The sequence below is a fragment of the Brevundimonas sp. NIBR11 genome, assembly GCF_027912535.1.
GTDB lineage: Bacteria > Pseudomonadota > Alphaproteobacteria > Caulobacterales > Caulobacteraceae > Brevundimonas.
This window is the reverse complement of the sequence record NZ_CP115465.1, coordinates 777672-790851: the sequence shown is the minus strand read 5'-3', so window position 1 is coordinate 790851 and position 13180 is coordinate 777672. Positions and strand designations below refer to the sequence as shown.

13 protein-coding genes are annotated in these 13180 nt (G+C 68.4%); 7 read left to right on the top strand and 6 right to left on the bottom strand.

The window, feature by feature from the left end; genetic code table 11:
* Window position 1 precedes the first annotated feature (1 nt).
* On the bottom strand, window positions 2-466 hold the full coding sequence (gene gspG / locus O5O43_RS03795; RefSeq protein WP_271085591.1) for a type II secretion system major pseudopilin GspG: 465 nt from the start codon (window positions 464-466) through the stop codon (window positions 2-4).
* 101 nt (window positions 467-567) lie between these two features.
* On the opposite strand from gspG, the gene gspL reads away from it, so the two are divergent.
* From gspL to O5O43_RS03775, 4 genes are read left to right on the top strand one after another with little or no spacing between them, the layout of a single operon-like run.
* Entirely contained in the window at window positions 568-1698 is a 1131-nt protein-coding gene (gene gspL / locus O5O43_RS03790) for a type II secretion system protein GspL (protein ID WP_271085590.1), read from the top strand.
* Entirely contained in the window at window positions 1695-2162 is a 468-nt protein-coding gene (gspM, locus tag O5O43_RS03785; RefSeq protein WP_271085589.1) for a type II secretion system protein GspM, read from the top strand. Before gspL ends, gspM begins: the two co-directional genes overlap by 4 nt.
* Window positions 2159-3646: a type II secretion system ATPase GspE gene (gspE, locus tag O5O43_RS03780; RefSeq protein ID WP_271085588.1), complete on the top strand. Its 1488-nt coding sequence runs from the start codon at window positions 2159-2161 to the stop codon at window positions 3644-3646. The genes gspM and gspE overlap by 4 nt, the downstream gene beginning before the upstream one ends.
* Entirely contained in the window at window positions 3646-4869 is a 1224-nt protein-coding gene (locus O5O43_RS03775) for a type II secretion system F family protein (protein WP_271085587.1), read from the top strand. The genes gspE and O5O43_RS03775 overlap by 1 nt, the downstream gene beginning before the upstream one ends.
* 10 nt (window positions 4870-4879) lie before the next feature.
* Here O5O43_RS03775 and O5O43_RS03770 read toward each other — a convergent pair whose 3' ends face one another.
* Window positions 4880-5638 (bottom strand): hypothetical protein, encoded by a 759-nt coding sequence (locus O5O43_RS03770; protein WP_271085586.1) that lies wholly within the window; start codon window positions 5636-5638, stop codon window positions 4880-4882.
* A 35-nt stretch (window positions 5639-5673) separates the two neighbouring features.
* On the opposite strand from O5O43_RS03770, the gene O5O43_RS03765 reads away from it, so the two are divergent.
* Together O5O43_RS03765 and O5O43_RS03760 are read left to right on the top strand one after the other, a co-directional pair.
* Entirely contained in the window at window positions 5674-6300 is a 627-nt protein-coding gene (locus tag O5O43_RS03765; protein ID WP_271085585.1) for a prepilin-type N-terminal cleavage/methylation domain-containing protein, read from the top strand.
* Window positions 6297-7136 carry a type II secretion system protein GspK gene (locus tag O5O43_RS03760; RefSeq protein ID WP_271085584.1) on the top strand — a complete coding sequence of 280 codons (840 nt, stop codon included), beginning with the start codon at window positions 6297-6299 and terminating at the stop codon, window positions 7134-7136. The genes O5O43_RS03765 and O5O43_RS03760 overlap by 4 nt, the downstream gene beginning before the upstream one ends.
* Here the strand turns inward: O5O43_RS03760 and O5O43_RS03755 are convergent.
* The gene (locus tag O5O43_RS03755) at window positions 7133-7786 is read right to left on the bottom strand and encodes a glutathione S-transferase family protein (RefSeq protein WP_271085583.1); all 654 of its coding nucleotides are present in this window, start codon (window positions 7784-7786) and stop codon (window positions 7133-7135) included. The genes O5O43_RS03760 and O5O43_RS03755 overlap by 4 nt on opposite strands.
* A 113-nt stretch (window positions 7787-7899) precedes the next feature.
* Window positions 7900-10848 carry a TonB-dependent receptor gene (locus tag O5O43_RS03750; protein ID WP_271085582.1) on the bottom strand — a complete coding sequence of 983 codons (2949 nt, stop codon included), beginning with the start codon at window positions 10846-10848 and terminating at the stop codon, window positions 7900-7902.
* Between the two features lie 195 nt (window positions 10849-11043).
* Between O5O43_RS03750 and O5O43_RS03745 the strand changes: the two genes are divergently transcribed.
* Window positions 11044-12411, top strand: coding sequence for a pectate lyase (locus O5O43_RS03745; RefSeq protein WP_271085581.1), 1368 nt, complete (start codon window positions 11044-11046; stop codon window positions 12409-12411).
* Here O5O43_RS03745 and O5O43_RS03740 read toward each other — a convergent pair.
* Window positions 12408-12683 carry a SemiSWEET transporter gene (locus tag O5O43_RS03740; protein ID WP_271085580.1) on the bottom strand — a complete coding sequence of 92 codons (276 nt, stop codon included), beginning with the start codon at window positions 12681-12683 and terminating at the stop codon, window positions 12408-12410. The genes O5O43_RS03745 and O5O43_RS03740 overlap by 4 nt on opposite strands.
* Window positions 12680-13144 carry a low affinity iron permease family protein gene (locus tag O5O43_RS03735; protein WP_271086376.1) on the bottom strand — a complete coding sequence of 155 codons (465 nt, stop codon included), beginning with the start codon at window positions 13142-13144 and terminating at the stop codon, window positions 12680-12682. Before O5O43_RS03735 ends, O5O43_RS03740 begins: the two co-directional genes overlap by 4 nt.
* Between the last annotated feature and the right edge of the window lie 36 nt (window positions 13145-13180).

Sequence of the window (13180 nt, the reverse complement as noted above, 5' to 3'; positions counted from 1 at the left end):
GTCAGCGTGTTCGTTCGGTCAGGTCGGCGTCGAGCTTCTCACCGCCCTCCTTGCCGTCCTTGCCGTAGGACAACAGGTCGTAGGCGCCGCCCGCGCCGGGGCTGCGATAGACGTAGGGCTTGCCCCACGGATCCGTCGGCACCTCGGTCAGATAGGGTTCGGCGGGATAGGCGCGCGGCTCGGGCGCCACCGTGGGACGCGACGCCAGCGCCTCCAGCCCCTGTTGCGTCGTCGGATAATCGCCGTTGTCGAGACGATACATGCGCAGCGCCGTGGCGATGGTCTTCAGGTCGGTCTTGGCCACCGTCACCCGCGCCTCGTCCGGGCGGCCGATGACATTAGGCACGATCAGAACGGCCACGACCGCAATGATTGCCAGGACAACGATCATCTCGACCAGGGTCAGACCCGCGCGCCGCGTATCAAGACGACGGCTCTGCTTGTGACGCTTGGACAAAGTAATCATGACACTTTTTCTCAACGGCGCAGCCAGTGGCGACAGGCTTGTTTTCGCTGCTATAGACCGCGTCATCGCCTCCGGCCACGCCCTTCTCTTGAGTTTCGCCAATGCTCGGTCGACCCGCCAGATCGAACCTTCCGAGCAGGGGCTTATGGCGCATCGTTGATGACAGAATCATAGCAGTCGATCGGTCCTATGCTGGTCCGACGACGGTTCTGGTCCCTTCGGAAGACGTCCTGACCCTGACGGTCGATCTGCCCTTCCCCACGCGGGCAGCGCGTCTGGCCAACCTGGCCTATGCGCTGGAGGACGCCGTCGGCGAGCCGCTGGCCACCCTTCATTTCGCCCTCGGCATGGAGGTCGCCCCGCGTCGCCACATCGCCGGGGTCGTGCGCCACACGCGCATGGCGTCGTGGATAGCGTTGCTGGACGAGGCTGAACTCGAGCCCGCCATCCTCCTGCCCGACGCCCTGACACTGCCCATGCCGTCGCCGGGCGCCTGGGTGGTCAAGGCGGACGGCGACCGGGCGCTGGTTCGCACCGACAACGGCGCGGGCTTCGCGGCCCCGACCGCCATGCTCGACACCGCCTGGGCCGCCGCCGGCAAACCGCGCCTGCAGACCGTCGGCGACCCCCTGCCAGAGGCCCTTGCCGACGGCGTTGAGCACGAAGCGGCCCTGTTCAGCCTCGGCGGCGATACCGTCGCCGTCCTGCCGCCGCTCGACCTGCGTCAGGGCGCCTATGCCGCGATCCGGGCCGGGGCGCCGGATGCGGCGAAGACCATCGCCCTGGTCGCCGGGATCGGCGTCGTCGCCCATCTGGTCCTCCTCGGTGTCGATACGCTTCTGCTGCACAACATGGCGGAGAAGAAGGAGGCGGAGGCCCGCGCCCTGCTCCAGTCCGTCGCCCCCCAGATCGCGGCCGAGGACGACCTCATCGCCGCCGCCGCCCGCATCGCCCCCTCGACCGGCGGCGTGAAGCCCTTCACCCGCCTGCTGGCCCAGACCTCGGGCGCGATGCCGGGCGCGGGCGCCGTGGCCTTTAACACCGCGACCTATACGCCCGGTTCGCTGGCGCTGGCCGTGGCGGTCTCGGACGCTGCGACCCTGGACCGCGCCGTCTCGGCCCTGAACGCCTCGGGCCTGACCGCGACGGGCGCCCCCGCCGCCGTCGACGCGGCCCAGGCGACCAACGGGCTGAATGCCACCATCCAGATCACTCCGGGAGGCGCCGGATGAGGTCCCCCGCCCTCGACAGCGCCACCGTCTGGATGGCCGGGCGCTCGCGTCGCGAACAGGTGATGATCGCCTTCCTCGCGGGGCTGGTGCTGATCGCCGTCCTCTGGCTTCTGATCCTGCGTCCCCTCCTGGAAGCGCGTCAGACCGCCATCGGCCGCATCGCCGCCTACGAACAGGTCATGGTCGATGTCCGCACGGCCGGGGGCGCGATCCCGGTCTCGAACTCGGCCCTATCCGGCCCCTTGCAGATGGCCATCCCGACCCACGCCGCCGCCTTCGGCATAGTCCCGACCATGACCGGCGACGACGCGACGGCCGAGGTCTCCGTCACCGGCGCCCGCTATGACGCTGTCATCCCGTGGTTGGCGTCGCTGGAGGCGTCCGGCGCGACCCTGTCGGCCGTCAACATCCGGCGCAGCGCCTCGGAGGGGGTCGTCGACGTGACCCTGAGCGTGACGCAATGAGCCTCTCCGAAGACACGAAGGTCCCGGTCGCCTCCCTCGCCTACGGCTTCGCCCGTCGGCGGGGCGCCATGATCCTTCGCGCCGACGGCCCGCCCCTTTGCCTGCACCGCCGCAGCGCCACCTTGGAGACCCTGCTGGAAGTCCGCCGCGTGGCCGGCGCCGACATCGCCTTCGAGGCCGTGGACGACGACCGTTTCGACGCCCTGCTGCGCGAACAGACAGGCTCTGAAGCCGCTCCCGCCGCCGACTACGCCGCCGCCGACGAGGATCTGGCCGCCCTGGCGGAGGACGCCGCCGCCGTCGACGACCTGCTGGACAGCCGCGACGACGCGCCGGTCGTCCGCCTGATCAACGCCCTGCTGCTTCAGGCCATCCGCGACGGCGCCTCCGACATCCATATCGAGGCCGAAGAGAAGCGGCTGGTCGTCCGCTTCCGCGTCGACGGCGTTTTGAAGGAAGTCCTCCAGCCCGCCCGCGCCCTCGCCCCGCTTCTGGTCAGCCGCATCAAGGTCATGGCCCGGCTCGACATCGCTGAGAAGCGCGTCCCTCACGATGGCCGGGTGACCCTGCGCATCGGCGGGCTGGACGTCGACGTCCGCGTCTCCACCATCCCATCCCAGCATGGCGAGAGGGTGGTCCTGCGTCTGCTGGATCGCGGCTCGACCTCGCTCGATCTCGCGCAACTGGGCATGAGCCCGCGCGACCTCGAAACCTTCGAGCGGATGATCACCAAGCCGCACGGCGTCATCCTGGTCACCGGCCCGACCGGCTCCGGCAAGACGACGACCCTCTATTCCGCCCTGACGCGCCTCAACGACCGCCGCCGCAATATCATGACGGTCGAGGACCCGATCGAGTACGCGCTCGACGGCATCGGCCAGATGCAGGTCAACGCACGGATCGACCTGACCTTCGCCCGGGGCCTGCGCGCCATCCTGCGTCAGGATCCCGACGTCATCATGGTCGGCGAGATCCGCGACCACGAGACGGCCGAGGTCGCCGTCCGCGCCTCCATGACCGGCCACCTCATGCTGTCGACGCTGCACACCAATACGGCGGTCGGCAGCGTGACCCGGCTGATCGACATGGGCGTCGAACGCTATCTGCTGGCGCCGATGCTGGCGGGCCTGATCGCCCAGCGTCTGGTGCGTCGTCTCTGCCCGCACTGCCGCCGCGAGGACGTCGCCAACGCCGCCGACAGCGAAATGACCGGCGGCGCGGTCCCGGTCGGCGCCCGCGTCTTCCGTCCGGTCGGCTGCCCCGAGTGCCGGGGCGAAGGCTACAAGGGCCGGGTCGGCGTCTATGAGGTCATCGAGATCGATAGCGAAATGCAGTCCGCCATCCACGACGGCGCGGCCGAGGCCGACCTGCTGAAACTGGCGCGGAAGCGCGGCCCCAGCCTGCTGGAGGACGGCGCGGCCAAGGCCATGGCTGGCGAGACCTCCGTGCAGGAAGTCGCCCGCGTGGTCCGCGAGGACGTCTGATGCCCATCTTCGCCTTCCAGGCCGTCGATGCGGAGGGCAAGCCGCACAGGGGGACTATCGAGGCCGCCTCCGACGTCGGCGCGCGCCAGCTGGTCCGCGACCGGGGCCTGTTGCCGACCTCGGTCGCCCTCGCCGGCGAGCGCAAGGCCGGCGGCCTGTCGAAGGGCATTACGCTCTTCCAGCCGAAGATCAGCTCCAAGACCCTCTCGGCCATCACCCGCCAGCTCTCCACGCTGATTGGTTCGGACATCCGAATCGAGGAGGCGCTGCGCATCGCCGCCCAGCAGACGGAAGGCCAGCCCATCGGCGTCGTCCTGACTGACGTCCGTTCCGCCATCCTCGAGGGCCGCAGCTTCGCCGCCGCCCTGGCCCGCCACCCCAAGGTCTTCCCGGAGTTCTACCGCGCCTCGATCGCGGCCGGCGAACAGTCGGGCAAGCTGTCGACCGTGCTCGCCCACCTGACCGAGTTCGTCGGCAATCAGGAAAAGGCCCGCCGCAAGATCCAGCTGGCCCTGCTCTATCCGGCGCTGCTGGCAGGCGTGTCCCTGCTGATGATCACCCTGATGATGATCTATGTCGTGCCGGACATCGTGAAGGTGTTCGTGTCGCGCGGCGCCGAACTGCCCTTCCTGACCCGCGCCCTGATCGCCCTGTCTGCCTTCGTCCAGACCTTCGGCATCTATGTGCTGATCGCGCTTGCGGTCGCGGGCACCGCCTGGAACCGCTGGCAGGCCGTGCCCACCAACGCGCGCCGCTTCGCCGAATTCCTGCTGAAGACCCCGCCCTTCGCCGGCTTCGTCCAGCACCTGAACGCCGCCCGGTTCGCCGGGTCGCTGGCGACCCTCGTCCGCTCCGACGTGCCGCTGGTCGAGGCGCTTCAAGCCTCGGCCGCCGTCACGCCGAACCGTTTCGCCCGGGAGCGCGCGCTTCTGGTCGCCGCCCGGGTGCGTGAGGGTTCGTCGCTGCGCCGCGCCATGGCCGACGCCGACGTCTTTCCGCCCCTGCTGCTGGCCATCGTGGCGGCGGGCGAACAGTCGGGGAAACTGGGCCAGGGTCTCGAACGCGCCGCCCAGGATCTGGAGCAGGAGTTGGACTCGCTCGTCCAGGCCCTGGTCTCGTTGGTAGAGCCCGGCGTGCTTCTGGTGATGGGCGGGATCGTGCTCCTGATGGTGCTGGCGATCCTGATGCCGATCGTGAACCTCAACAACCTCGCCGGACTGTGAGCACCCAGACCTACAGAGACGTCTCGATCGACACCGGCGCTCCGACGCCCGGCAACAGGCCGACGCCGCCCGCCTCGACCGAGGCGGTCAGCCCGCCGTCCGCTTGCACCCGCGCCTTCATCACCTCGGCATTGCTGTCAGCCCGTGCGAAGACGATGGTCGAGTCCGCCTCGTCCGACCGCACCGATCCGGTCAGCGCCGGCAACGGCGTCGCCGGTCCGCCCGTGGTCGGGGCGCAGTCGCCCGGCGACACGGCGATGGAGCCCACGCTCTCGGGCGTTCCCTTGATCGTCAGCCGCGCCACGTCGAACCGCATCACCGACGAACAGGCGAACGGCAGGCCCGGCGCCGCCGCGTTCAGCAATCGCATCGAGCCTGTCCCGTTCAGGTCGCTGATCGAGACCCGCCCCGGCCGCACGAGGGCCTGTCCCGTCGCCGCCGTGTCCGGTCCGCGCAGGCCGAAGCGCAGTGCGCCCGACAGATGGGCGATGGAACTAAACGGCATGACCGTCCAGCGCGCCCCGAAGCCGCCGGGCATGGCCCGCTCCCCAGCCCAGATCGTCCCGACCGCCTGGCGTTCGCCGTTGGAAGAGCGCGCCACGATGATCTCGGCCGGCGCCATGGCGATCAGGGCCAGCGCATATGCCCCGACCGCCACCCCGCCCAGGACGACGCGCCAGCGGGTCACCTTCACCGTCAGGCGCTCGAACTGAAATGCGCCCCCGGCCCGGCCGCTTTCGCCCTCGCGCGTCCTCCAGACCTTCAGCATCGGCGTCTCTCCGTTCGCCCGGAGATAACACGCCGATGGGGGATGCGAAGCGCCGTCGCAAAGGTTTCACCCTGATCGAGGTGCTGCTCGCACTGGGCCTCTTCGCCCTGATCGGCGTGGCGGGCTTCATCCTTCTGAACAGCGTGCTGCGCACCCAGGACGCCACCGACACCCGCCTCGGCCGGCTGGCGGAGATCCAGCGCGCCATGCTGGTCGTCTCCTCCGATCTCGACCAGATCACGGGCTCGCTCGGCGGCGGCGCGACGTCCCTGTCCCTGCAGAAGGCCGACATCTCAGGAAACGTCGTCAACGTGCGCTACGACCTGGCCGGAGACGCCATGACCCGCACCGTGACCGGTCCCGGCGGCGAGCGGGTCCAGACCCTGCTGACCCAGGTGTCGGCCGTGCGGTGGACCTTCCACCGTCGGCGCGGCGACTGGCTGGAGACATGGCCTCAGCCGATGGCGTCGGCCCTTCCACCGGTCCCCAATCCCGACGGAACCCGGCCGGTCACAGAGCCCATGCCGGACGAGGGTGTCACCGCCGTCGCCCTCGACCTCACGCTGAACGGCGTCGATGGCCAGCCGACCGCCACCCTGCGGCGGGTCGCCTCCGTCCCGCTGATGGTCCCGCCCCCGGCCGTTCCTCAGGGCCAGCCATGAGACCCCGGCTGACCCGACGCGAGGGCATGATCCTGCTGAATGTCCTGCTGGTGCTGGCCGTCGCCAGCGTCGCGGTCCTGATTATGGTCTCGACCCAGGACATCGAGGTCCAGCGTTCCACCCGCCTGCGAGACGCGGCCCAGGCCAATGCCTACGCCCGCGCGGGCGAGCTGTCCGCCATCACCACCCTGCGCCGCGACGCCCTGGTCGCCGCCGGGACGGACAATCTGTCGGAAGACTGGGCCAAGCTTGGGCAGCAGGAGATCGCCGTCCCCGGCGGCCGCTTCGCCCTGTCCATCGCGGACGACCAGTCCCGCTTCAATCTCAACAGCATGCACTCCGGCGAGAGCGCGCCCATCGCCCTGTTCCAGGCCATCGGCGCCCAACTCGGTGTCGAGCCCGCCAGCCTGATCCGGATCGCCACCGTCGTCCGTGTCGCCGGCCCCTTGAGTGACGACAGCCTGATCGTGGCGGCGGGCGTGCCGCGCGCCGACCTCGACAAACTGGCGCCTTGGGTCGTCCTCCTGCCGGAGGAGGCCACGATCAATCTGAACACGGTCGGCCTGCCTCTGCTGTCGCTCATGACCAAAGACCCCGAGGCCGCCGGAAAACTGATCGAGGCGCGCAACCGTCGCGGTTTCCTGATGCCGGCGGACCTCTCGACCGAGGGCGCGCCCAGCCTGCCCGGGACCGGCTTCACCTCCGACCATTTTCGCGTCGTCACCACCGTGACGGTCGGCGACGTGACTCAGGCGCTGGACAGCCGCATCGCCCGCGTACGCCGCGACCGCGCGGTCGATGTCGTCGTCACAGGCCGCAGGCGCGCGGCTGGCTAAACCGCTGTCTGCGCAGCCTCGAACACCGCCTTCTGGGCCGCGAAGGCCCTTTGGTAAGCCGGGCGCGCTTCGCCCCGGGCGACATAGGCGGCGAGGTTCGGATAGTCCTCGAGCATCCCCGACGATCCCAGCCGCTGCAGGACCGAGATCATCATCAGGTCTCCGGCGCTGAAGTCACCGTCCAGCCAGTCCGCTTGGCCCAGATAAGCCGACAACTGGTCCAGCCGGCGTCGGCACTGGGTCTCCACCGCCGTCAGCCGCGCCTCGAACCAGGGTTGATCCCGTTCGAACAGGGAGACCATGGTGCGATCCACGATCAGCGGCTCGACCGTGTTGAGGGCGGCGAACATCCACATGATCGCGCGCGCCCGTCCTGCGGGATCCGGCGGCAACAAGCCGCCGTGCGCCTCGGCGATGCGCAGGATGATGGCCCCGGATTCAAACAGCGCCACCTCGCCGTCCTCCCAGGTCGGGATCTGTCCGAAGGGGTTGAGCGCCAGATGTTCCGGCGCCTTCAGTTCGGCGAAGGTGCGCAGGCGCACGTCATAGGGTTGACCCACCTCTTCCAGAGCCCACCTGACGCGCGTGTCGCGCGCCAAGCCCCGGCCCCGGTCCGGCGAGTTCTGGAAGGCGGTGATGGTGGGCGTCATGTCTGAACCTCCGCGGCGGCGACGATGCCTTGCCCCTTCAGGCCAGACAAGAAAAGGCCGGAGAAGGTTTCCCTTCCCCGGCCCCAGGTGTCGTTCAGGAGAGAACGAATTCCTTAGAAGCGATAGCGGGCGCCCACGTACATCTGACGACCTGTGTGGTGGTAGACCGAGGTCGACTGGCGGCTGTCGTCGCCGACGTACTGATGGTTCTCCTCGTCCGTCAGGTTCAGCCCTTCGAAGGTCAGGCTGATCTGTTCGGTCAGGTTGTACGAGGCCGAGACGTCCCAGTTCAGGGTGTCGTTCTTGCCTTCGACCAGATTGCCGTTCCGGCCGGGCACGTTCTGCAGATAGGCCTGACGGTACGAGGCCGAGACCCGCGCCGACATCCGGTCGTCCTCATAGTAGAGGGTGCCGTTGTAGGCTTCCGGCGACAGGTTGATCAGATCGTCGGTCACGAACGTCGCGCACAGGGCGTCGTTGCAGTAGTCGATCTCGGATTCGACGTGGGTGTAGTTCAGCTGCACGCCCGTGTTTTCGAGGAAGCCCGGCAGGAAGCGGAAGGGCTGCTGGTAGCTGATCTCGAAGCCCTTCAGCGGACCGCCCTCGGTGTTCACCGCGCTGGTCAGCTGGAAGACGGTCGTGGGCGAGCAGGCGCCCGTGCACAGCGACGGATCGAAGGCCGAAGGGTTCAGTCCGGTCAGGGCCGTGTACGGCAGGTCCTGACGGATGATCTGAATGTAGGTGTCGATGTCCTTGTAGAAGTAGGCGAACGACACCAGGGCTTCCGGGGCGAAATACCATTCGACGGTGAAGTCGTAGGTCTTGGCGCGGAACGGCTCCAGATTCACGTTGCCGATCGAGGCGGTGAAGTTCGGGCCCGTCGTCGACAGCGAGGTGGTCGGGACCAGATAGTTGGTGCCGGCCAGGGTGTTGCCGATCTGCGGACGCGCCATGACCTTGGCGGCGCCGAAGCGGACGATCAGGTCTTCCATCGGCTCGATGGCCAGGTTCAGCGACGGCAGGGTGTCGTCATACTGGTTCTCGCCCCGCACGCGCGTGCCGCCGCCGGTCGAGGAGTAACCCTCCGCGATCAGCTCGGTATAGGCCTTGCGCACGCCGACGTTGCCGCGAACCGGGATATTGCCGACATCGAAGTTGAAGTCCGCCTGGACGTAGTAGGCGAAGTCGTTCTCTTCGATCGTGCGGTTGCCGCCGCGGGCGTTGCCGTTGGTGATGCTGGTCAGGGAGAAATCCCCGCCCGCCACGCCGGTGTTGCAGTTGCAGTAGATGTTGAACAGGCTGGCGATGGCGTTGAGGTCGGGACGAACCCACGACGAAGCCGTGCCTCCGGGGATCAGGTTCGCGCCGAAGCCGGTCAGCAGATTCGAGATCGAGGCCACCGTGGCGCCGGCCGGCAGGGCCGGAACCACCGTTTCGTCCGTCCGGCGGAACTCGTACGAGTCCGACAGATAGGTTTTGCCGTTCAGGCCGAACTTCAGGGTCAGCCAGTCGTTGGCGTCCCATTCCACGTCGCCGGACACGGCTTCGAACACCGTGTTCACGCCGTTCGGACGCAGGCGGATTTCCGAGCGCGGCAGGCTGGCCAGGCTTGTGCCCAGGCTGACGTCGCGCCACGACCAATTCGCCGGGTTGGCGACGTCGAAGCCGTAGTTGATGACCGGGGTGTTCGGATTGTTGCGGAAGTCGAACGAGTAGCCCTGGGTGTTCTGGCGATCCAGGGTGACGGTCGTCTGGATCGGGTTGGCGAACTCGGATTCCGCACGGCCGATGTAGAACTTGCCGCGCAAGGTGTCGGTAAACTCGCGCTCCAGGGTGAAGTTCACCTGGGTGAACTCGGTCGTCAGCTCGTCGTAGCGTTGCTCGGAGCGAACATCGACGTTGTCGAACACGCCGTAGACCAGGGCGTTGTTCTCGACGACGGCTTCGCGCACGCCGATCTGGGTCTGGCCGCCGGCGGCCGCGTTACGGCTGAACGACAGCGATTCCAGGAAGTCTTCCTGACGGGTCGAGTCGAGCTTCGAATACAGGATGTCCAGGCTGGCGACGGTCTGGTCGTCGGGCTTGAACTGGAAGGCGCCGGTGACGCCCAGGCGTTCCTGGTGGTGGGTCAGGCGGCCGTAGCGCGGCAGGCGCGGGATGAACACGCCCGCCTGGTTGGCGGTGTTATAGGCCGCGATATTCGACGCCGTGTTGGCCGGGCGCGCCACGCCGGCGGCGCAGTTGGCGGCCGTCGTGCCGTTGGCGGTGCTGTTGGAAGGGTTCTGGGGCGTGACCCCGACCGGCGAGCAGAAACCGCCGGAGTTGGTCGCACCCGGCGCCGCCGCCGGAGCCCAGCGCACCGAAGAGAAGCCCTCTTCCCACAGGTCGCGCTCGGAATAGGCGACCGACACCAGGGCGCCGAACATGCCGTCGTTCCAGGTGTTGGACAGCAGAAGCGCGCCGCGCGGGTTGGTCGTCTCCGACAGGTCGTTGTAGCCGCCCTGGACCGAAGCCGCGAGGGTGAAGCCGTCATAGTCGAACGGACGCGTGGCCTGCAGGTCGATGGTCGCGCCCAGCGAGCCCTCTTCGGTCTCGGCCGCGGCGGTCTTGCGCACCGTGATCGAGTTGAAGAGTTCCGAGGCGAAGACGTTGAAGTCGAACCCGCGGCCGCGGTTGGCGCCGCCCGAGGAATCAGACCCGCCTGTGGTGGCCTGGGCTTCCATGCCGTTGATGCGGGTGCGGGTGAAGTCCGAGGACAGGCCGCGAACGGTGATCGAGCGGCCCTCGCCGGCGTCGCGGTCGATCGAGACGCCCGGAATGCGCTGGACGGCTTCCGCCAGGTTCAGGTCGGGGAAGTCGGCGATGTCCTCGGCGACGATGGCGTCCACGACGCCCGCCTCGCGGCGCTTGATGCCGAGCGCGGCGTCGAGCGAGGCGCGGAAGCCGGTGACCACGATCTCGTCGACCTGGGTGGCGTCGTCGTCCTGAGCCGGAGCGGTCTGGGCGGAAGCGCTCGCGACCCCCAGGGTCAGAGCAATGGCGAGACCGGAAACTCCGGACACGAGCCCGTTACGGAGCGCGCACGGGCGCCCCTGGCGATACTGAAACATAGTGCCTCCTCCCAAGGAATGTCATGACGCCGGCTTGCCGCCGATCTGTTATTGCCAGTCCGGAGCCTTCCCCGTGACCGATTGACACCGGTATCATTCGCGGCCGAAAACTGCCCTGACACCGGTATCAACAAGGACCCTAGCCTGATGAAGACCGATCTTGCAAGCCGTCTCGTTCACACAACGGCCACGGTTGTCTTTCTGGTCACAGCCGCCGGTTGCGCCAGCGCAGCGCCCTCAGGGATTGCCGATCCGGCCGAGGTCGTCGCCTTTCCCGGAGCGGAAGGCGCCGGCCGCCTGACCCCGGGCGGCAGGGGCGGCGCGGCTCTGCGCGTCACCAACCTGAACGATTCGGGTCCCGGCAGTCTGCGCGCGGCGGTCGAGACCGACGGCCCCCGGACCGTGGTCTTCGACATCGGCGGGACTATCCGACTGGCCACGCCGCTGCGCATCCGCGAGCCGCGCATCACCATCGCCGGACAGACGGCGCCGGGGGGCGGGATCACCCTGCGCGGCCAGCCCCTGCTGATCTCGGCGGACGACGTGGTGGTCCGCTACATCCGCTCACGCCTCGGCGACGAGGAGGGGGTGGAGACCGACGCCGTCACCATCGACCGAGGAAGCCGCATCATCCTCGACCACGTCTCGGCCTCATGGTCGGTGGACGAGACCCTGTCGATCGGCAGCCGCGACCGGGTGATCGACGCCGTCACCGTCCAGTGGTCGATCATCGCCGAGAGCCTGAACCTGTCGACCCATTCGAAGGGCGACCACGGCTACGGCTCCCTCGTGCGCGGCAACCGCGGCGCCCGCTTCACCTTCCACCACAATCTGTGGGCCCAGCACCGCGCCCGCATGCCCCGGCCGGGCAACTATGTGACGCCCGACGTCGATCCGGTCGGCCCCTATTTCGAGTTCACGAACAACGTCTTCTACGACTGGGGTCAGGGGCACGCCGGGTACAATTCCGACAAGGACCCCGCGACCGTGTCGACCTATGTCTTCGCCGGAAACGCCTACAGGCGCGGCCCGGATTCAACCGGCGGCGTGATCTTCGAGGAGGAGTCCTCGGCCGCCCGCGCCTGGTTCGAGGGCAATAGCATCGACGGCGTCACGCCCGCCGATCCTTGGGCCCCGGTGACCGGCGACGACACGCCCGGCTACCGCCTGAGCGCCCTGCCCGCCTGGGCCATGGGCGCGACCGAGACGGCGGACCGGGCCTGGGTGTCGGTGCTCGCCAAGGCCGGCGCCTCGCGCGCCCGCGACGCGGTGGACACGCGCATCCTGGCCGGGGTCGCGGACGGCACGGGCCGGATCATCAACTCCCAGACCGACGTCGGCGGCTGGCCCGACCTCGCGCCCGGTACGCCCTGGATCGACACCGATGGCGACGGCATGCCCGATGACTGGGAGACCGCTCACGGCCTGGACCCCGCCGTCTCTGACGGCGCGGCGGACAAGGACGGAGACGGCTATACCCATCTCGAGGACTGGCTGAACAGTCTGGCGATTTAGCCGGGATCGCCGTCTCGGAACCGCCACTTCATAACCAGCACCCCGCTGGCCATGACCAGGGCGCAGGCGTTGGCGACGATGATCGGCCACGCCCCGCTCAGCACGCCGTAGACGACCCACAGGATGAAACAGGTCACGGTCAGGGAATAGGTCTTCAGCGACACGGACGAGGCGTCGCGCTCCTTCCAGATCTTGATCATCTGCGGGGCGAAGCTGACGATCGAACAGGCCGCCGCGGCGGTGCCGACGACATTGGCCGCCAGGTCGCTCATTTCGCCTGAGCCCGGGACGGCGAGGCCTTCTTCGGCGCATCGGCCTCGAGGTCTTCGGCCCGCAAGCCGGGCTTGCCCTTGATCGGCCGAGCCGGCTTGCCGGCCTGCACGGCGAGGCCGCGCTTCTCGACCTCCTCCAGGATGGCGTCCAGCTCCGCCTCGGTCAGGTGTTCGATGCCGATGAACCGGCTGTCCGCCTGTTTCACGGCGTAGACCAGCTCATCCAGCTTGGCCTGCATCGCCGCTCCGTCGCGGTTCTGGGTATTCTGGATCAGGAAGACCATCAGGAAGGTGATGATGGTCGTCCCGGTGTTGATCACCAGCTGCCAGGTCTCGTTGAACTTGAACACCGGCCCCGACACCGCCCAGACCAGTACGATCCCGACGCAGGCGATGAAGGTCCAAGGCTTGCCCGCCACCTTGGCGGTCAGCGTGGCGAACCGGACGAACAGCTTTTCCATGCGGGCCAAACGGCGCCGCTTGGGGCCGGTTCCTGG